The sequence below is a fragment of the Aquitalea sp. ASV11 genome, assembly GCF_016429185.1.
In the GTDB taxonomy this organism is placed as follows: domain Bacteria; phylum Pseudomonadota; class Gammaproteobacteria; order Burkholderiales; family Chromobacteriaceae; genus Aquitalea; species Aquitalea pelogenes.
The window spans coordinates 1-19485 of sequence record NZ_JAELUD010000054.1 but is presented as its reverse complement, the minus strand read 5'-3'; the positions used below and the strand labels follow the sequence as shown (position 1 = coordinate 19485).

At 61.0% G+C, this 19485-nt stretch carries 22 protein-coding genes; 15 read left to right on the top strand and 7 right to left on the bottom strand.

Annotated elements, in window-relative coordinates; translation table 11 throughout:
* Positions 1-34: 34 nt before the first annotated feature.
* The 4 genes from JHD62_RS15765 to JHD62_RS15750 form a co-directional block, all read right to left on the bottom strand.
* Positions 35-433: a lysozyme inhibitor LprI family protein gene (locus tag JHD62_RS15765; RefSeq protein ID WP_199103716.1), complete on the bottom strand. Its 399-nt coding sequence runs from the start codon at positions 431-433 to the stop codon at positions 35-37.
* Positions 434-459: 26 nt separating this feature from the next.
* Complete coding sequence (locus JHD62_RS15760) at positions 460-1374, bottom strand: DMT family transporter (protein ID WP_370541074.1); 915 nt, start codon at positions 1372-1374, stop codon at positions 460-462.
* Positions 1375-1515: 141 nt separating this feature from the next.
* Positions 1516-2037: a CNP1-like family protein gene (locus JHD62_RS15755; RefSeq protein ID WP_165494113.1), complete on the bottom strand. Its 522-nt coding sequence runs from the start codon at positions 2035-2037 to the stop codon at positions 1516-1518.
* 13 nt (positions 2038-2050) lie between these two features.
* Positions 2051-2830, bottom strand: coding sequence for an NRDE family protein (locus JHD62_RS15750; protein ID WP_199103715.1), 780 nt, complete (start codon positions 2828-2830; stop codon positions 2051-2053).
* Between the two features lie 117 nt (positions 2831-2947).
* Here JHD62_RS15750 and JHD62_RS15745 point away from each other — a divergent pair, with 117 nt between their 5' ends.
* From JHD62_RS15745 to oppF, 7 genes are all read left to right on the top strand, one after another.
* Positions 2948-3178, top strand: coding sequence for a sulfurtransferase TusA family protein (locus JHD62_RS15745; RefSeq protein WP_045846478.1), 231 nt, complete (start codon positions 2948-2950; stop codon positions 3176-3178).
* A 58-nt stretch (positions 3179-3236) separates the two neighbouring features.
* Positions 3237-4271, top strand: a complete 1035-nt coding sequence (gene pyrC / locus JHD62_RS15740) for a dihydroorotase (protein WP_199103714.1) — start codon at positions 3237-3239, stop codon at positions 4269-4271.
* A 571-nt stretch (positions 4272-4842) separates the two neighbouring features.
* On the top strand, positions 4843-6462 hold the full coding sequence (locus JHD62_RS15735) for a peptide ABC transporter substrate-binding protein (protein WP_199103713.1): 1620 nt from the start codon (positions 4843-4845) through the stop codon (positions 6460-6462).
* Positions 6463-6647: 185 nt separating this feature from the next.
* Complete coding sequence (oppB, locus tag JHD62_RS15730; protein ID WP_089082923.1) at positions 6648-7568, top strand: oligopeptide ABC transporter permease OppB; 921 nt, start codon at positions 6648-6650, stop codon at positions 7566-7568.
* A 14-nt stretch (positions 7569-7582) separates the two neighbouring features.
* A complete protein-coding gene (locus JHD62_RS15725; RefSeq protein WP_082696008.1) occupies positions 7583-8497 on the top strand; it encodes an ABC transporter permease subunit in 915 nt (304 codons plus the stop codon).
* Positions 8498-8508: 11 nt separating this feature from the next.
* Positions 8509-9510: an oligopeptide/dipeptide ABC transporter ATP-binding protein gene (locus tag JHD62_RS15720; protein ID WP_199103712.1), complete on the top strand. Its 1002-nt coding sequence runs from the start codon at positions 8509-8511 to the stop codon at positions 9508-9510.
* The gene (gene oppF, locus JHD62_RS15715; RefSeq protein WP_199103711.1) at positions 9503-10495 is read left to right on the top strand and encodes a murein tripeptide/oligopeptide ABC transporter ATP binding protein OppF; all 993 of its coding nucleotides are present in this window, start codon (positions 9503-9505) and stop codon (positions 10493-10495) included. Before JHD62_RS15720 ends, oppF begins: the two co-directional genes overlap by 8 nt.
* Positions 10496-10564: 69 nt before the next feature.
* On the opposite strand, the gene JHD62_RS15710 is transcribed toward oppF, so the two are convergent.
* Positions 10565-11350: a ThiF family adenylyltransferase gene (locus JHD62_RS15710; RefSeq protein ID WP_199103710.1), complete on the bottom strand. Its 786-nt coding sequence runs from the start codon at positions 11348-11350 to the stop codon at positions 10565-10567.
* 201 nt (positions 11351-11551) lie between these two features.
* Here JHD62_RS15710 and JHD62_RS15705 point away from each other — a divergent pair, with 201 nt between their 5' ends.
* From JHD62_RS15705 to JHD62_RS15695, 3 genes are all read left to right on the top strand, one after another.
* Complete coding sequence (locus tag JHD62_RS15705; RefSeq protein ID WP_045846471.1) at positions 11552-11776, top strand: hypothetical protein; 225 nt, start codon at positions 11552-11554, stop codon at positions 11774-11776.
* A 129-nt stretch (positions 11777-11905) separates the two neighbouring features.
* Positions 11906-12934 carry a low-specificity L-threonine aldolase gene (gene ltaE, locus JHD62_RS15700; RefSeq protein WP_199103709.1) on the top strand — a complete coding sequence of 343 codons (1029 nt, stop codon included), beginning with the start codon at positions 11906-11908 and terminating at the stop codon, positions 12932-12934.
* Positions 12935-12975: 41 nt separating this feature from the next.
* The gene (locus JHD62_RS15695; RefSeq protein WP_199103708.1) at positions 12976-13740 is read left to right on the top strand and encodes an alpha/beta hydrolase; all 765 of its coding nucleotides are present in this window, start codon (positions 12976-12978) and stop codon (positions 13738-13740) included.
* Positions 13741-13808: 68 nt separating this feature from the next.
* Here the strand turns inward: JHD62_RS15695 and JHD62_RS15690 are convergent, their stop codons facing one another.
* Positions 13809-14123: a hypothetical protein gene (locus JHD62_RS15690; protein ID WP_199103707.1), complete on the bottom strand. Its 315-nt coding sequence runs from the start codon at positions 14121-14123 to the stop codon at positions 13809-13811.
* A 366-nt stretch (positions 14124-14489) separates the two neighbouring features.
* On the opposite strand from JHD62_RS15690, the gene JHD62_RS15685 reads away from it, so the two are divergent.
* From JHD62_RS15685 to JHD62_RS15670, 4 genes are all read left to right on the top strand, one after another.
* A complete protein-coding gene (locus JHD62_RS15685) occupies positions 14490-16523 on the top strand; it encodes a prolyl oligopeptidase family protein (RefSeq protein ID WP_199103706.1) in 2034 nt (677 codons plus the stop codon).
* 64 nt (positions 16524-16587) lie between these two features.
* Positions 16588-17298 (top strand): glutathione S-transferase C-terminal domain-containing protein, encoded by a 711-nt coding sequence (locus JHD62_RS15680; RefSeq protein ID WP_199103705.1) that lies wholly within the window; start codon positions 16588-16590, stop codon positions 17296-17298.
* A gap of 59 nt (positions 17299-17357) precedes the next feature.
* Positions 17358-17879, top strand: a complete 522-nt coding sequence (locus JHD62_RS15675; protein ID WP_199103704.1) for an arsinothricin resistance N-acetyltransferase ArsN1 family B — start codon at positions 17358-17360, stop codon at positions 17877-17879.
* A 115-nt stretch (positions 17880-17994) separates the two neighbouring features.
* Positions 17995-18357, top strand: coding sequence for a cupin domain-containing protein (locus JHD62_RS15670; protein WP_045846465.1), 363 nt, complete (start codon positions 17995-17997; stop codon positions 18355-18357).
* Positions 18358-18433: 76 nt separating this feature from the next.
* On the opposite strand, the gene JHD62_RS15665 is transcribed toward JHD62_RS15670, so the two are convergent.
* Positions 18434-19063, bottom strand: a complete 630-nt coding sequence (locus JHD62_RS15665) for a YceH family protein (RefSeq protein ID WP_199103703.1) — start codon at positions 19061-19063, stop codon at positions 18434-18436.
* Positions 19064-19218: 155 nt separating this feature from the next.
* On the opposite strand from JHD62_RS15665, the gene JHD62_RS15660 reads away from it, so the two are divergent.
* A partial coding sequence (locus JHD62_RS15660; RefSeq protein WP_255522964.1) for a S4 domain-containing protein occupies positions 19219-19485 on the top strand: 267 nt, incomplete at its 3' end.

The window sequence follows — 19485 nt, the reverse complement described above, 5'->3', positions numbered from 1 at the left end:
GCCACCGGCATGCTCCGCCATGCCGTGTAGCGACTTATTGCAATGATGGGCAGTCCAGGTCGCCTTCCTTGCATTGCAGCAGTTTTTGCAGCTCCTTGATGCGGCTCTCCGTTTTGCCGGTCAGGCACTGTAGCCAAATGGTGGGGAAAATACTGCCACCACTGACCTGGGCGGTTTCAAAGCGGCAGGCGGCATCCCGGTAGCCTATCCAGGCACGCTGGGCAACAGTCAGCCGTTGCTGGTCGTCGGCAGCCAGGCGCTGGCGGTACTGTTGGTAGAGGCTGTTCAGCTGCTTATCTGCCAGGTCATGCGCCTTGGCCGCGCAGACATTCATGTCCGTCTGCGTCATGGCATTCTGGCAGCTGTCGCTGGCAGCCAGCGCCATGCTGCTGCACAGCCCTGCCAGCAGCAGGCCGGTCAGACCGTATTTCATTGATGTTCCCTTTGTATCGCCCGGTTTCAGTCATGCAGCTCGGTCAGTTTTACCTGCTCCGGCCGCGCTTCGCGGCTGATCAACACCACTGCTGCCAGAATCAGCCCGCCACCCAGCACCTGACTCCAGCCCAGCGGTTCGCCCAGTAACAGCCATGCCAGCAGGATGGTGACCACCGGTTCGGCGGTGGAAATCAGCGAGGCCTGGGTGGCACCGGTTTTGGCCAGCCCGGACAGGAACAGTGCCAGTGCGGCCACTGTGCCAAAGCAGGCAATGCCCAATACCGACAGCCAGCCGTGCAGGCTGGCCGGGCCGTGAAAACCTGTGCTGGCCAGATACACCCCGTAGCAACTGGCAGCGGAAAACACCACCACGCAAGCGGACGTCAGCGGATCACACTCGCTGGTGTAACGGCTGCCGGCCAGGATGTAGAGCGAATAGATGATGGCCGAACCCAGACCCAGCAGCAGTCCCAGCGGTTGGGCGGAGAGCTCCAGACCGATGGTGATCACCAGCCCGCCCAGCGCCAGTGCCAGCGCCAGCAGGCGTCTGCGGCTAAAGCGTTCACCCAGCAACAGGGTGGACAGCACCAGCACGATGGCAGGAAACAGGTAGAGCAGCAGGGCGATGGTGCCGGCGCTGGCATAGTGCAGGCCGGAAAAATAACAGGCGGCCATGCCAGCATAGCCCATGCTGCCCATGGCAATCAGCACCAGCAGCGCCCGGCCGCGTGGCCACGGCAGTTTTTTCCATAGCACCCAGGGCAATAGCAGCAGGCCTGCCAGGAAAAAACGCAGAAACAACAGGCTGGGTGTTGACACGCCATCGGCGTAGGCAAAGCGCGCCAGAATGGCCATGCTGCCAAAACCGAGCGCGGAAAGCAGGATCTTGAACTGGGCCAGCGCCAGGGCGCTGCGCGGGGAGGGGGCAGGTGAAGACACAATACGGCCAGATGGGGGAAAGCCTTATTGATACCGCAATTTCACTTGCTTGTCATGACGAATGTACCGCGCTGGTGCAAGTGCTGCGCGAGCAGCGGCCGGACTGTTCATCCGCCTATGTCCGCGCAGCAATGGGTCGCTTCAGCGCCAGGGCGCTGCGCGCAGCAGCTTGACCGCCTGTTCGGCAGATTTCGGTGCAGTCTTCTCTACACACAGGTCCTCGCGCAGGGCGCGGCGGGCCTTGTCATCGTATTCAATCTTGCGCCATTCCTCGCGCATGGATTCAATCCAGCGTTTGTTGATGCTGTCGCCAAAAGCGTAGCTGCGGTAGGTATTGGCACTGCACTGGATGCCTTCCACGCTGAGGTTCTCGGCACCGGCCGGGCTTTGCACGCGCAGGATCAGCCGTACCACGCCATCTTCACCCACCGTCATGCTCTTGCTGTCGGCAAAGTATTTGTTGGCCACTTCCGGGCCGACATAAAAACCGATCCAGTCTGGCGCAGCCGGGTAAGCCGGAATGCTGTATTTGCCTTCTTCCCAGGGCTTTACGTCTTCCAGCGCGTAGTTGGTGTTGTTGAAGCCCTTGTTGTATTCGCTGGCCTGGGCAGCCAGCGCCAGCAGCAGTCCGGCCAGGGCCAGACCAAATCGGGACAGATTCACGCACATCTCCTGCTCAAGGCTTGGCCGGGTGCTGGATTTGCCCCGGCCGGATGGTATAACGGCGGCGACCGGCTTCGCGGCCGGCCAACCCCCAGGTAAGTTCGGACAAGCTTACATCACCACGGGCCGATACGTTGAGCAGCATCGACGCGCGGGTGCCGTAGTCGCGGCCCTGAATGAATACCGGCGACAAGACTTTTTCCAGCGCCAGCCCCACCCCGGTGTTGGGCAGCTGGCCCGGCCCGGCGGCGGTGGCGTCGGCCAGCCAGGCAAAGGCTTCATCCTCGCCGGGCGGACGGCGCAGGCCGCGCAAGTGCTCGGCCAGGCGTTCGCTCTTGAACCACGGGGTGTCCAGCGTGGCATTGGACAGGGTGTGGATGCCGGGTGTCACCCGGGCAATGCGTGCACCACGACTGTGAAAGTGGAACAGGTCGTCCACCTTGCCGTACAGCAGGTTGAACGGCGCATAGTGCTGGTGGTTGTCGCGCAGCCAGTCGGCAAAGGCAAACGGGTCGTCATCGCCGGTGACAAAGCGCTGGACCAGCTCGCCGCGCGAGCGTTCCCCGCTCTTGCCATAGCCTTCGCGGAAGTTGGTCAGCGCGGCAAAGCGGCCACGGCCATCCACCATCAGCCAGCTGCCACCGGCTTGCAGGTCGCGCCCGCCAAGGGTATCGGTATGGCCTTCCCACCAGTCCAGCGGTGCGGCCGGGCGGGCATAGTATTCGTCGCGGTTGGCCAGCAAAACCAGCTGGCCCAGACCGGGCATCTTGTAGGCAAAAGCAATCACGCACATGGCGGGCATTCCGATTTGGGAAGGGCTTGACGGGTGGCGTAAACTACTCGGATGGATAGCCGGTAGAATACTGCCTTCACCTCTGCATTGTAACGTAAAGACTGAGCGACACGCCCCATGACTCCCGACCGCCTGATTGACCTGTCCGGCCTCAACTGTCCCTTGCCCATCCTGCGCGCCAAGAAGGCGCTGGCCGATATGGCAAGCGGTACCGTGCTGGAAGTGATTGCCACCGATGCCGGTGCACCCAAGGATTTCGAGGCTTTTTGCCGCCAGACCGGCAATGCCCTGCTGGAGTCCACCACCACGGCGGAAGGCAAGTTCCGCATGGTACTGCGTCGCAAGTAAGCCTGACCGCAACCGATACTGCCAGCCCAGACATAGACCCGACATAGAGCCCGAGCGCATGACGACACTGACCCTGATCCGCCCCGACGACTGGCACCTGCACCTGCGCGATGGCGCAGCGCTGGCTGCCGTACTACCCGACACCGCCCGCCAGATGGGCCGTGCCATCATCATGCCGAACCTGAAACCGCCGGTGACCACGGTGGAAGCTGCCGCCGCCTACCGTGAGCGCATTCTGGCCGCACTGCCGGCCGGTAGCCGTTTCGAACCGCTGATGACGCTTTACCTCACCGACAATACCAGTGCCGAAGAAGTGCGCAAGGCACGCGCCAGCGGTTTCGTGCATGGCATCAAGCTGTATCCGGCCGGTGCCACCACCAATTCGGACTTTGGTGTCAGCAGCATAGCCAAAGCCATGCCCGCGCTGGAAGCCATGGCCGAATGCGGCATGCCGCTGCTGGTGCATGGTGAAGTGACGGATTCCGCCATCGACATCTTCGACCGCGAAGCGGTGTTCATCGAACAGGTATTCCAGCCGCTGCTGGCCCGCCTGCCGTCCTTGCGCGTGGTGTTCGAGCACATCACCACCAAGGATGCCGCCGAATACGTGGCCAGCGCGCCGGACAACATCGCCGCAACCATCACCGCGCATCACCTGCTGATGAACCGCAATGCCATCTTCGTTGGCGGCATCCGCCCGCATCATTACTGTCTACCGGTGCTCAAGCGCGAGCTGCACCGCCAGGCGCTGGTGCAGGCTGCCACCTCCGGTTCGGCCAAGTTCTTCCTCGGCACCGACAGCGCGCCGCATGCACGTCACGCCAAGGAAGCCGCCTGCGGCTGTGCCGGCATGTACACCGCCAATGCCGCCATCGAGCTGTATGCCGAAGCCTTCGAAGCGGCCGGCGCGCTGGACAAGCTGGAAGCCTTTGCCAGCCTGAACGGCCCGGCCTTCTATGGCTTGGCCCCCAATGCCGACACCATCACCCTGGTGAAGGAAAGCTGGACCGTGCCAGCCGAACTGGCCTATGGCGACGATGTGCTGGTGCCGCTGCGCGCGGGCGAAGCCATTCACTGGCGCATGCAGGACTGAAGTCAGTCCCGCTTGGCCAGAGTCGAAAAAGCTCCCGCAAGGGAGCTTTTTTTATTGTGCTTGCCGGGTTGTCAGACAGTTTGTCCAAGTCGAGAGGCTTGCCGGTGTGTCGGGATGGCTACCTTGCCAGTCACGCACCATCAGGCTTTGCAGGGTATTTCCATGTTTTTTTGACTACGCCCCGATGAGGCTGATGAGCGGCCTAATAAATGCCGAAGGTATAAAGCGTGGATATTGGATGGGTGCTGCCGGGCAGGCTGCCATTTAAATAAGCCATGTATGCAAGATATTAATACCTGCCAATACCATTACTCATGGGCTGGGTGAGAATAGTTGCTGTTACTGCGGAAATATTGCGCAAAAATGCTGGAAATTAAGGCCTAGTCGTTGAAATGACACGGATTTTACAAAACGATTGTCATATTGTTTCTGGTGAGGCTTGAGAATTGCAAAAGCGCTGGCGCATAATTTCCCGTCCGTTTCGGACAGTCAAACGGAAAATGCCGGACATAATCCGGGCCAATTACACACCCGCAATAAGCGGGGCTCTACAGAACAGGAGAATAGGCGAATGCATCACAATAAATCGCTCCGTATTACCGCATCCGCAGTGGCACTGGCGCTGGCTGCTTGCTCTGGCCTGGCGCTGGCCGCGCAGGTACCGGCTGGTGTCAAACTGGCTGCCAAGCAGGAACTTACCCGTAACACCGGTTCCGAGCCCGAGTCGCTAGACCCGGTACTGGCCGAATCGGTACCGGCCAACATCATTACCGCCGACCTGTTTGAAGGCCTGACCGCCACCGACAGCTTTGGCAAGGTGGTGCCGGGCGTGGCCGAGTCCTGGAAGCAGACCAGCCCCACCACCTGGGTATTCAAGCTGCGCAAGAATGCCAAGTGGTCGGATGGTTCCGCGGTGACCGCGAGCGATTTCGTCTATGGCTGGCAGCGTTTTGTCGAGCCCAAGACTGCATCTCCCTATGCCTCTACCTACGGCATCTTCATCCTCAACGGCAAGGAAATCACCGAAGGCAAGAAACCGGCCTCCAGCCTGGGCGTGAAGGCCGTGGACAAGTACACGCTGGAAGTACAAACCCCGTACCCGGTGCCGTTCATGCCGTCGCTGGTCGCCAACACCCAGCTGGCACCGCTGCCCAAGGCCACCATCGACAAGTTTGGCAAGGACTGGACCAAGCCGGGCAAGATGGTGTCCAACGGCGCTTTCGCGCTGAAGGACTGGCAGGTCAACAGCAAGGTGGTAGTGGAAAAGAATGCCCAGTACTGGGACGTGAAGAACGTGCAGCTGGGCAAGATTACCTATCTGCCGATTGAAGACCACAACGCCGACGTGAAGCTGTATGAATCCGGCGAAAACGACTGGGTACTGGAACTGCCGTCCGGCACTTACGACAAGTACAAGGCCCAGTATCCGAAGGAAATCCGCAATGCGCCTTTCCTGGGCCTGCGTTACTACTCGCTGAACAACAAGGACCCGCTGCTGAAAGACGTGCGCGTACGCAAGGCACTGTCCATGGTGATCGACCGTGACATCCTGGCCAAGAAAGTGACTGCCGACGGTCAGGCTCCGGCCTACAGCGCCATCGTGGCCGGTACTGCCGGTGCGGATGTTACCAGCTACGACTGGGCAAAATGGCCGATGGCCAAGCGGGTGGAAGAGGCCAAGAAGCTGCTGGCCCAGGCCGGTGTACAGCCTGGCACCAAGCTGAAGTTTGCCTACAACACCAGTGACTACCACAAGAAGATGGCCATCTTTGCCGCTTCCGAATGGAAATCCAAGCTGGGCCTGAATACCGAGCTGGAAAGCCTGGAATTCAAGGTGTTGCTGAAGAAGCGTCACGATGCCGATTACCAGATCGCCCGTAACGGCTGGGTGGCTGACTACAACGACGCCACCACCTTCCTGGCGCTGGTGCAGTGTGACAACGACCAGAACGACAACAAGAACTGCAATGCCAAGGCCGAAGCATTGATCAAGCAGGGTAGCGATACCACCGATCAGGCCAAGCGCAAGCAACTGTTCACCCAGGCTGTGAAGATGATCATGGATGACTATCCGATGATCCCGCTGCTGCAATACACCGCACCGCGTCTGGTGAAGTCCTATGTGGGTGGCTACGGCAAGAACCCGATGGACCGCTACCGCGGCAAGGACCTCTACATCATCCAGCACTAAGCCTTGCGCTTGACTGAGTGATGCAAGAGGAGGGGGCTGCGGCCCCCGGTTGAACAGAGGCCGGATGTCCGCCAGACGGACATCCGGCTTGTGATGTAGCGCATCATGCCGGCGCGGCCTTGCCGTACAGCCATGTTCACAAGACGTGTGCTGCACTGGCGGACGAGCCTGGCTGGAGTATCCCCATGTGGTCCTATACTTTCCGACGCGTGCTGGCGACCATTCCCACACTGCTGGCCGTCATTACCGTTTGCTATTTGCTGCTGCACCTGACCCCGGGCGGCCCGTTTGACGGGGAACGCAAGGTGTCTGCTGCCGTGCTGGCCAATCTGCAGGCCAAATACCATCTCGACCTGCCCTTGTGGCAGCAATACCTGTATTACATCAAGAGCCTGTTGCAGGGTGATCTGGGTGCTTCCTTCCGCTATGCCGACTGGAGCGTGAACGATCTGGTGGGCAAGGCCCTGCCGGTGTCTGCCGCCATCGGTGGCGGTGCCATCGTGATTTCCCTGTTCATCGGCGTGGCGCTGGGCATTGTGGCCGCACTGCGCCAGAACAGCCTGATCGACTATCTGGTGATGCTGCTGGGCAATATCGGCGGCGCTTTTCCGTCCTTCGTGCTGGGCCCGGTGCTGGTGATGGTGTTTGCCATCGGCCTGGAATGGCTGCCCGCTGGCGGCTGGGATGATTTCTCGCTGCGCTACATGGTGCTGCCGATTGCCCTGCTGGTGTTCATCAACATCTCCACCATCGGCCGCGTGATGCGCGGCAGCATGATCGAGGTACTGGGCAGCAACTTCATCCGTACCGCCCGCGCCAAGGGCCTGCCCATGCGCACCATCGTGCTGCGTCATGCGCTCAAGCCGGCCTTGATGCCGGTGGTGTCGGTAATCGGCCCGCTGGCCATTTCCTCGATTACCGCTGCGGTAGTGACCGAAACCGTGTTCGGCCTGCCTGGCCTTGGCAAGCTCATCGTCAATGGTGCGGCCAACCGCGACTACACCCTGGTGCTTGGCCTGGTAGTGCTGGTGACGGTGATTACCGTTGTTCTCAACCTGCTCGTGGATCTGGCCTATGCGCTGCTGGACCCGAAGATTCGCTACTGAGCGGGAGCAAAATCATGATGCAAAGCAAACAGAAAGCCATGACGGCTGCGCTGGACAATGGCCTCACCGATGCCGCCGTAGAAGGCCGCAGCCTGTGGCGCGACGCGCGGTTGCGCTTTTTCCGCAACAAGGCGGCTGTGCTCAGCCTGATCGTGCTGGCCTTCATTACCCTGGCCTGTGTGTTCGGGCCGATGGTGCTGCCACACACTTATGAAGACACCGACTGGGATGCGATGGGCATCTCCCCGACGCTGGTGAATACCCACTGGTTCGGTACCGATGCGCTGGGGCGTGACCTGCTGGTGCGCTGCCTGATTGGCGGGCGCATTTCGCTGATGGTGGGCGCGCTGGCCACCATTGCCTCGGTGGCGCTGGGCATTGTCTGGGGTGCGACGGCCGGCTTCATGGGCGGCAAGGTGGATGCGCTGATGATGCGTATCGTCGACATGATGTATGCCGTGCCCTACCTGCTGATTGCCATCCTGATGGTGACCCTGCTGGGCCGTGACTTCTACCTGGTGGTGCTCACCATTACCGTGTTCTCCTGGATGGACATGGCACGGGTGGTGCGCGGCCAGACGCTGGCGATCAAGTCCAAGGAATATGTCGAGGCGGCCCACGCCATCGGCGTATCCACCCCCAAGATCATCTTCCGCCACATCGTGCCCAATCTGTTGGGCATCGTGGTGATCTACACCACCGTCACCGTGCCGGGTGTGATTCTCACCGAATCGGTGTTGTCCTTCCTGGGCCTGGGGGTGCAGGAGCCGATGACCAGCTGGGGCGTGCTGATCCAGGACGGGGCCGGGGTGATGGATGCCAGCCCGTGGATTCTGCTGTTCCCGGCCGGCATGCTGTCGGTCACCCTGTATTGCGCCAACTATATCGGCGACGGCCTGCGCGATGCGCTCGATCCGAAAGATCGTTGAGGTAGCAACAGATGAGTCTACTGAAAGTAAGTAATCTGGGCGTACAGTTCCAGACCAACGACGGCGTGGTCAGCGCCGTCAACGGCGTCAGCTTCGAGCTGGAAAAGGGCCAGACCCTGGGCATAGTCGGCGAATCGGGTTCCGGCAAGAGCCAGACCGTACTGGCCATGATGGGCCTGCTGGCGCGTAACGGCAAAACCACCGGTGAGGCGCTGTATCAGGGCCAGAACCTGCTGGCCATGAGCCCGACCGAACTCAACCGCATTCGCGGTGACCGGCTGGCAATGATCTTCCAGGACCCGATGACCTCGCTCAACCCCTATCTGACGGTAGAGCGCCAGATGACCGAGGTGCTGGAGCTGCACAAGGGCATCAGCCGTCGCGATGCGAAAAAGCGCGCCATCGAGCTGCTGGACGCGGTGCGTATTCCGGAAGCCGCGCGTCGCATCAATATGTATCCGCACGAATTTTCCGGCGGCATGCGCCAGCGGGTGATGATTGCCATGGCTCTGCTGTGCGAGCCGGAAGTGCTGATCGCCGACGAACCCACCACCGCGCTGGACGTGACGGTACAGGCGCAGATCCTCACCCTGCTCAAAGACCTGCAGCGTGATTTCGGCACCTCCATCGTGATGATCACCCACGATCTGGGCGTGGTGGCCGGCCTGTGCGAAAAAGTGATGGTGATGTATGGCGGCCGCGTCATGGAATACGGCACTGCTGACAACATCTTTTATCAGCCCAGCCACCCCTACACCATCGGCCTGCTGGGCGCCTTGCCGCGGCTGGACCACGACGGCAGCGAGCTGGTGAGCATTCCGGGCAATCCGCCCAATATGGCGCACATGCCCAAGGGCTGCCCGTTCTCCGAGCGTTGCACCCACGCCAGCAGCCGCTGCGCCGACGAACTGCCTGCACTGGCCGCCAGCAGCGCCAACCCGCAGGTATTGCGCGCCTGTCACAAACCGGTCGCCGAATTGCAGCTGGCCGCACAGGAGGTGGCACATGTCTGAACAAGCCAAGCAGCCGATTCTGTCGGTACGTGATGTCAAAGTGCATTTTCAGGTGAAGGGCGATGGCCGCTGGCCGTGGAGCGCCAAACGCACGCTCAAGGCGGTGGACGGGGTCAGCTTCGACCTCTACGCCGGTGAAACCCTGGGTGTGGTGGGCGAGTCCGGCTGTGGCAAGTCCACGTTGTCGCGCGCCATCCTCAACCTGATTCCGGCCACCGCTGGTGAAATCGTGTGGATGGGCAAGGACCTCACCCGTGGCAGCGCGCAGGACTGGCATGCAGTGCGCAAGGATATCCAGATGATCTTCCAGGATCCACTGGCCTCGCTCAACCCGCGCATGACAGTCGCCCAGATCATTGGCGAACCGCTGCGCGTGCACAAGCCGGAGCTGTCCGCCGAGGACATCATGCAGCGCGTGCGCAGCATGATGCGCAAGGTGGGCCTGCGCGAGCAGATGATCAACCGCTATCCGCACGAATTTTCCGGCGGCCAGTGCCAGCGTATCGGCATTGCCCGCGCGCTGATTCTGGAACCCAAGCTGATCATCTGCGACGAGCCGGTGTCGGCGCTAGACGTGTCTATCCAGGCGCAGATCATCAACCTGCTGAAGGAACTGCAGCGCGAGATGGGCCTGGCGCTGATCTTCATCGCCCACGACCTGGCGGTGGTGAAGCATATCTCCGACCGCATCCTGGTGATGTATCTGGGCCGCGAGATGGAGTTGGCGCAAAAGCATGCCCTGTATGACGCGCCTGCCCACCCTTACACCCGCGCGCTGCTGTCGGCCATTCCCATCCCGGACCCGAAGCTGGAAAAGGGCAAGGTGATCCAGATCCTGCAAGGTGATCTGCCCAGCCCGATCAACCCGCCGTCCGGCTGCGTGTTCCGCACCCGTTGTCCGCAGGCCGAAGAGCGTTGCAGCAAGGAAACCATCCAGTTGCGCCGTATTAGCGCGCAGAGCCAGAGTTCCTGCCTGCTGGCTTGATTCCGCTCTGAAAAAACAAACGCCCGGCCTGTTGCCATGCCGGGCGTTTTTTATTGTCTGCCGGGTGCTTCAGTGTTTCTTTTTGGCCTTGGCCAATTGCTTCAAGGCATGGGACACCGCCACCAGCCCGAAGCTGGCGGTCACCACCATGCCGGCACCAAAGCCGGCGCAGGACAGGCCTTGCGGGCCACGGGCGCTGTCGGCATCGCAGCTTTGCGTGTCGGGATAAACCAGCTGTTCGGTAGAGAACACGCAGGGAACATGCAGCTTCTTGCCGGCATCGCGCGGAAAACCGTGATAACGGCGCAAGTTATAGCGCAGTTTGGACAACAGCGGGTCGTAAGTCACCTCACCCAGGTCGGCCAGCTTGATCAGGGTGGGGTCCATCTGACCACCGGCACCGCCGGACACGATGAACGGCTGGCGACGGCGCACGCACCAGGCGGCCATGGCAGTCTTGACCCGCAGGTTGTCGATGCAGTCGATGATGAAGTCGAAGCCCTGGCCCAGCATGGCATCCAGATTGTCTTCGGTCACGAAGTCCTCGATTTCCTGCACCACGCAGGCCGGGTTGATGGCGCGCACGCGTTCGGCCAGCGCCGTCACCTTGGCCATGCCGTAGTGCGGGTCCAGCGCCGGCAACTGGCGGTTGGTGTTGGATTCGGCAATATTGTCCAGATCAATCAGCGTCAGACGGCCGATTGCGCTGCGGGCCAGCGCCTCCACCGCCCAGGAACCCACGCCACCCACCCCCACCACGCAGACATGCGCTGCCTGAAAGCGGCTGAGTGCATCGGGGCCATACAGGCGGCCAATACCGCCAAAGCGGCGGTCAAGATCTGCGTCGTGCGACATCTGCTGTATATCCGGAACCAAAAAACGGCCAAGCATAACCAAGAGCGCCGGGGCTGACCAGTGTTTGCCCGGAAAAAAGCAAGCAGCTGATTTACTGGAACTTTCCGCATGCTTTCCTATTCTTCTGCATAGGTCCGTCACGAATGCATGTCGGCATTCCTCTGATCCGGGCCGGCCTGAGTGATCTCAAGGGAGTTCCCCATGAAGCACCCGAGTTTCGATATCGATCTGGACAAGCACTACAACGCCACCGTGGTGATTGCCTGCGTGGCATGCGGTCATGAAAACCGCCATCATCTGAAATCCCTCTCCCCCGACCACAGTCTGCGCTGCCAGTGCGGCAGCGACATTTCGATGACCCATACCGCCATGCAGGCAGCCCAGCGGCGGGTGAGTGCATTGAAGCAGGCCTATCGAATAGCCTGATGGAGTGACGCCGACAATTTGTGTATCACCCCCGGCAAGCAGATTGCTGGCACAATCAGGCAGGGCCTGATCTGGCATTTCCCTTCACGGCGGCCCTCTGGCCGCCGCTTTCATTTGCAGGAGCACAGCATGCAGTGGATTGATATGCGCAGCGATACCGTCACCCAGCCCACCCCGGCCATGCGCCAGGCCATGGCCGATGCCGCGGTGGGGGACGATGTGTATGGTGACGACCCGACCGTGGCCGAACTGGAAAACCTGGCCGCCCGCTTGCTGGGCAAGGAAGCCGCGCTGTTTGTGCCTACCGGCAACTTTGGCAACCAGCTGGCCATCTTCACCCACTGCCAGCGCGGCAACGAGGTGATTCTGGGGGACGACTGCCATATCGTGTGGCACGAAACCGGCGGCGCGGCGGTGATTGCCGGGGTGCAGTTGCGCACCATTGCCGGTGACAAGGGGGTGATGGACCCGGAGGAAATCGCAGCGCGTATCCGGGTGGGCCACGACGTCCACTGGCCGCAAACCGGGCTGATCTGTCTGGAAAACGCTCACAGCAATGGCCGGGTGATTCCGCTGGACATCATGCAGCGTACTGCCGACATTGCCCGCCGCCATGGTGTGCCGGTGCATCTGGATGGTGCGCGCGTGTTCAATGCCGCCACCTATCTGGGCTGTGAGGTGCAGGACATCACCCGCCATGCCGACACGGTGATGTGCTGCCTGTCCAAGGGGCTGGCCGCGCCGGTGGGTTCCATCCTGGCCGGTTCGGCCGATTTCATCGCCCGTGCCCGTTACAAGCGCAAGTTGCTGGGCGGCGGCTGGCGTCAGGCTGGCGTGCTGGCCGCGCCGGGCATTCTGGCACTCACCGAGATGACACAGCGGCTGGGCGAGGACCATGCCAATGCCCGCTATCTGGCAGAGCGCTTGCATGGCATGCCCTGCATCGAAGTCGAACTGGACGATGTTCACATCAATATGGTGTGGTTCCGTTTTCTGGCCGATATTGATGTCAGCGAACTGATGGCCGCGCTGACTGTGGCCGGCATCAAGGTCAATCCGCCCGAAGGTGGCCGCATGCGGCTGGTGACGCACTGGCAGACCAGCCGCAGCGACATCGACCGGGTGCTGGAGGTGTTCCAGCGGGTATTGAGCGACTGACAGACCGGGACGGGTGCTGCTGGCAAAACAGGGAAGACGACATGAAAACGGTATTGAGCTTGTTGTTGGCATTGTGTTGCGGCAGCGCACTGGCCGATGAGCAGATGCTCACACTCACCACCCGTCCCGGGGTGACACAGCGCATGTTGCTGCTGGAACCGGAAGGCAAACCGCAGGCCAGCCTGATTCTGTTTACCGGCGGCGAAGGGGTGCTCAGGCTGGGGGATGATGGCCAGCTGCATGCCGGTGCCGGTAATTTTCTGGTGCGTACCCGCCAGCAGTGGGCCGCACAGGGCTTTCAGGTGGCGGTAGTGGATGCGCCGTCCGACCACCCGGACAATCTCAACCGGGGGGATTTTCGCAGCAGTGCCGAACACGCACAGGACATTGCGGTGGTGATCGACACCTTGCGCCAGCGGGCTGCTGTGCCGGTATGGCTGGTGGGCACCAGCCGTGGTACCACCTCGGCAGCTGCCGTGGCCATTCGTCTGCAGGACAAGGTGGATGGCGTGGTGCTGACCTCTACCATCAACCGCGATCGGGGCAGTGTGGCCGACCTGGCCCTGCCGCAGCTGACCCAGCCGGTACTGGTGGTGCAGCACCTGCATGACCAGTGCAAGGTGACGCTTTATCAGAACGTTCAGCCGGTGCTGGATGGCTTGCAATCATCCCGCAGCAAGGAATTGCTGCTGGTGGATGGTGGCGTGGACAAGGGCGACCCGTGCCAGCCGTGGGCGGCGCATGGCTATAACGGCATCGAAGCGGAAGTGGTGGACAAGGTGGCGCGCTGGATTCGTCAGCACTGACTGGCAAACCAAGCCTGCACCAAGCAGGAGGGCTGGCTTGTTTGATCAGCATGTTTCATATGACAGGCTCAGTTATAGACCACGGTCACCATGTTCCTGACTGTCTCCTTGTGGGCATCGGCTGTACGATCTTCTGTGGTGACAATCCGGCTGATCTGCACCGATTGGGTTGCCGTGGCATCGGCGCAGTAGGGTGTAGGTGCCGCTTGGCGTGCCATCCGGTAGGTGGCAGGCTTTTGCGCATAGCTCACCCAGGTGGCAGCCGGAATGACACAAGGGGATTTGACAATGGCTCCACGGAAGTTGATGGTGCCGGTGGAGGCGAGTGCTACTTGAGCGAGCAACAGGGAGGTCAAAGTGGCGACAGCGATAATTTTTTTCATGATGAGCTCCTTGCTAAGATTTTTTCCTGAGTAATTCAGAAATTTCTACTGCAGTTATAGGACCTATCAGTGCTATCGCGCAATAGCTGGCATTAAACAGTTATTTAAAAAACAAACTATTATTTTTAATTAAATTTTCAATTTTAAATTGCATATTTTAAATGCTGCGATTAAGTACATGATTTTCTTGTTATTTTAAATAAATTACAATTGAATATGAGCGCTGTGAGACAACGCATAGACGTCAATTGATTGATTGCTACCGTACCAAAGACAGATATCGCGTTGTGACCAAGCCTCACGTGGCTGCAGCAAGCCAGGCTGTCGATGCTAAGCTGTGCGCCTGTTTGCATTTCTGGTTCTCCCATGTCTCACCTCCCCGATACCCACCAGTGGCTGGAAAGCCTGGACGACCCCGCCGTAGACAGCTGGGTTGCCGCACAAAACAAGCACACCCAGGCGGTACTGGATGCTGATCAACGCTATGCGCCCTTGCGCCAGGAAATCCTGAGCCATCTGCGTGATACCCGGCAGATTCCCTTCTTTTCCGAACACGCTGGCTGGCTGTACAACTTTCATCAGGATGAACACCATCCGCGCGGCATTTACCGCCGCACCACGCTGGCGGACTACCAGGCAGCCAGCCAGCAGTGGCATACCATGCTGGACGTGGATGCCATTGCCGCCGCTGCCGGCAAGGATTGGTATCTGGACGGAGTGGCGCACTGCACGGTGCAGCCCTCCCGCGTGCTGGTGCACTTGAGCGAGGGTGGTGGCGATGCCAGCCTGGCCTGGGAATACGATCTTGAAACCGCCAGCTGGGTGGAGCAGGGCTTTCGCTTTCCGCACGGCAAAAACCATATCGCCTGGCGCGACCCCGACAGCGTGCTGGTGTGCCCCGGCTGGAAGGGCGCACCACTGAGTCGTTCCGGCTATCCGCGCGAAGTGTGGCTGGTAGAGCGGGGTGTGGATGGTCAGCACCAATGGCAGCAGCTATTTGTAGCGGACCAGGAGGCCATGATGGTGGCGGCCTGGCGTTATCTGGACGGGCCGGATGGCTGGCTGGACCTGATCGAAGCAGCTGACGGCTTTTACAGCAAGACTTACCACCTGATCGGCGCTGACTTGCAGACCCACCCGCTGCCTTTGCCGCCCAAGGCGGATATCGAGGCTTATCTGCATGGTCAGTTCATCGTCAAACTGGCGGAAGACTGGTGCTGGCAGGACAAAACCCATGCCGCCGGCAGTCTGCTGGCGGTGCCACTGACATGTCTGCTGGGTGATGAAGGCCGCATTCAGCAACTGGTGGCTCCGGCTGCCAGACTGGCGGTGGAGTCGGTGGAAACCACCCGCAGCAGCGTGGTGGTGAACCTGATCGACAATGTGCGCAGTCGTCTGCTGGCTTTCGACTGGCAGGATGACCGCTGGCATGCCCGCAGCCTGCCGGTGCCCGACAGCGGGGTGATCGAATTTGCCGACCAGCCGTGGAACAGTGATGTGCTGTGCTACAGCTTCAGCGACTTCCTCACGCCTACCGGCCTGTACCGGCTGAATGTGGCCACCGGCGAGCAGGACTGCTTGCGCCAGCAGCCTGCTGCGTTTGATGCCAGCCGTTTTGTGGCCGAGCAGTGCTGGGCCACCGCGCCCGATGGCGTGGACATTCCCTATTTCGTGGTGCGCGCCAGCGATACGGTACTTGATGGCCAAACCCCGACGCTGTTGTACGGCTATGGCGGTTTTGAAGTGCCGATGATGCCCTACTACGTGGAAAACTTCGGCGCGCACTGGCTGGAAAAGGGCGGTGCCTTCGTGCTGGCCTGCATTCGTGGTGGCGGGGAATTCGGCCCCGGCTGGCATCAGGCCGCGCAGGGCATCAAGCGCCCGGTGTCGTTTGATGACTTCTGCAGCGTGGCCGAGGCCTTGATTGGCAGCGGCCTGACCAGCCCGGACAAGCTGGGCATAGAAGGCGGCAGTAATGGCGGCCTGCTGGTGGCTGCCTGCATGGTACGTCGGCCCGAATTGTTCAAGGCAGTGGTGTGCGAGGTGCCGCTGCTGGACATGCTGCGCTATACCGAGCTGCTGGCCGGTGCCAGCTGGATAGACGAATATGGCGACCCGGCAGATCCGCAGCAGGCAACGGCCTTGCAGGCATATTCGCCCTATCACCAACTGCAAGCCGCTGCGCGCTACCCGCTGCCCTTGTTCACCACCAGCACGCGCGACGACCGGGTACACCCCGGCCATGCGCGCAAGATGGTGGCGCAGATGCAGGCGCTGGGGCATCCGGCCTTGTTGATGGAAACCGATGCCGGTGGCCATACCGGCAATGCCGGTCAGGAGCAGACCGCGGCGGAACTGGCGCGAGTGCTGGTGTACCTGTATCAGCAACTGATGGATTAAAGCCATCGTTATTGTCCGGCGGCAGTGCTAGTCTGGGCGATTCCCGCCCTGTGGAGAAGCTTGCATGATCACGCTTTACACCTTCGGACCGGCATTCGGCCTGCCCGACCCCAGCCCCTTTGTCATCAAGGCCGAGATGCTGCTCAAGCTCTCCGGCCTGCCTTACCGCAAGCAGCGCGGCAGCATGCGTACCGCGCCCAAGGGCAAGCTGCCTTATATCGTCGACGCCGGTGCGCAGGTGCCGGACTCCACCCTGATTCGCCTGTATCTGGCCGAGCAATACGGCATTACGCTGGATGCCAGCCTGTCCGATGCCGACAAGGCCGTCGCCTGGAGCGTGGAGTGCCTGTGCAGCGACCATCTGTACTGGTGTGTGGTGCATGAACGCTGGCTGGATGACGCGGTTTTTGCCCGTGGCCCGGGGGTGTTTTTCCAGCGCGTGCCATTCTTGCTGCGCGGCATGGTCATCCGCATGATCCGACGCAAGGTGCGTGGCAATCTGCACGGCCAGGGCCTGGGACGTTTCAGCACGGCAGAACGCCAGCGTCTGCTGCAGCTGGATATCGCCAGTTTGGCTACCTTGCTGGCGGACAAGCCCTACATGCTTGGCGAGACACCAAGCTGGCTGGATGCCACCGTGTTTGCCTTTGTCGCCTCGGCCCTGCTGGCCACGCTGGGTGACACCCCCAGTCGGCAGGTGGTCAGCCAGTATCCCAATCTGGTGGACTATGTGAGCCGCCTGCGCCAGCAGTACTTCCCGGAATGGCAGGTGTAACCATGACTGGCGTGATTCTTGCAAGCCATGCAGACCCCCGTCCGCCCGAAAGCCTTGCCATGAGTCGTGACATCCTGATCCGCCCCGCCACACCTGCAGATGCCACGGCCATGGCGGCCATCTACAACCCCTATGTGCTGGACAGCACCATCAGCTTCGAGGAAGAAGCGGTGACGGTGGAGGACATGGTGGCACGGTTGGAAAAAGTGGAGCAGCAAGGCCTGCCCTGGCTGGTGGTGGAACTGCACGGCGAGTTGCTGGGCTATGCCTATGCCACCCGCTGGCGGGTACGCCATGCTTACCGCTATGCGGTGGAAACCTCGGTGTACTTTGCTCCCGAGGCCCGCGGCCAGGGCCTGGGCGGGCGCCTGTACCGCAGTCTGTTGCAGCATTTGCGCGGTCTGGGGCTGCACCTGGCCATTGCCGGCATTGCCCTGCCCAACCCCGGCAGCATTGCCCTGCACCAGAGCCTGGGTTTTCAGCAGGTGGCGACATTCCACCAGGTTGGCTGGAAGGCGGAACGCTGGCTGGATGTCGGCTACTGGGAGCTGCGCCTCAATGAAGGGCCGCCTGTTGCCTGAGCACGCCGCCCTGTTGTGACCCGTTGTTTCACCAGGCTGGTGCGTTGGCGACAATTGCGCCAGCGTCCGCTTTGTGAGAAATTTGATCAAATAATTTCTCAGTGGAGCGAAAAACATGGGCAAGGCCAGTGACATCATCGTGTTTCAGCGCAACCCGGTACGGGTTGAACAATTCAACGCCCCGGCAGACCGGCAGCTGGAAGGTGAATGCGCTCAGACGGTGGAGAACCACTATTCCGACCCCAGCGGCCAGTTTCACGCCGGTATCTGGAGTGGCGGCTGTGGACGCTGGCGCGTGAAATATCACGAACACGAATTCTGTACCTTGCTGGAAGGCTATGTCCGCCTGACCGACCTGCAAGGGGACAGTGTCGAGCTGTATGCTGGCGATCATTTCGTCATTCCCGCCGGTTTCGAAGGCGAGTGGGAAGTGCTGGAGCCTGCCCGCAAGACCTATGCCATTTTCGAGCCCAGGTAAGCCATTCCGGCCTGACAGAAAAAAGCCCCGCAGCGGCTGATGCCGTGGCGGGGATGGTGCATGGTACGGCTGGCTGTCATTCGCCCAGGCTTTGCTCCAGCTGTTGCAGGCGCGCCTTGAGTGCCGTCACTTCGGCTTCCAGTGCCGCTACACGGCCGGTCAGGCCGACATCAATCACCGCACTGCTGACCGTTTCGGCCAGCACCGGTTCTCCACTCAGCAAATGGCACCAGCGCGCTTCGCGCTCGCCCGGTTGCCGTGCCAGCTTTTGTACCAGCGGCGGGTATTTGTCGGCCAGTGCTTCCAGCGCGGTTTCCACTTCTTCCACACTGGCAAAACCATATACGCGCCCGGCTCGGGTGCGGATTTCGGCGCTGGTCTGCGGGCCGCGCAGCATCAGCAGGGCCAGGGCGGCCAGTCTGGCGCCGTCGATATTCCATTCATAGTTCAGCCGGTGTTCGTACTTGGCCACCCGGCTGCCGGCGGGCAGGCGCTCGGCAATCAGTTTTCTGGTCTGCAAGCTGTCCAGCGCCCGGCTCAGGTCGGCATCCGACAGTTGCATCACCGGTTCGCGACTGGTGAGCTGATTGCAGGCTGCTGACAGGCTGTTGAGCGTCAGCGGGTAGCTGTCCGGCGTCAGGGCCTGTTTTTCGACCAATGCGCCCAGTACGCGTACTTCGGCGGCATCCAGTTGATGTGTGTCCATGGCGGTGCTCCTTATGGCAATGCGCACATCATCGCACCAAGCACGGCAAGGCACCAAACCGACTTGCAGTACGGCCTTGCACCGGCGTGAGGCTTGACAGGCCGCAGCGGACTGGCCACCCTGTCGCCTTTTGAAATGCAAGCAAGGAAAACGGGATGAAGCGGGTAGATCTTCTGTTGGTGGAACAAGGACTTGCCACTTCGCGCACGGCGGCCCAACACCTGCTGGAATCCGGCCGGGTCAGCCTGAACGGGCAGGTCATCAGCAAGGCCAGCAGCAAGTTTCCCGCCGGGACGCCGCTGGAAGTGCGACCGGACCCATCCGACCGCTTTGTCTCACGCGGTGGACAGAAGCTGGATGCCGCCCTGCAGGAAGCCGGGCTGGATATCCATGGCTGGCGGGTGCTGGATGTGGGCCAGTCC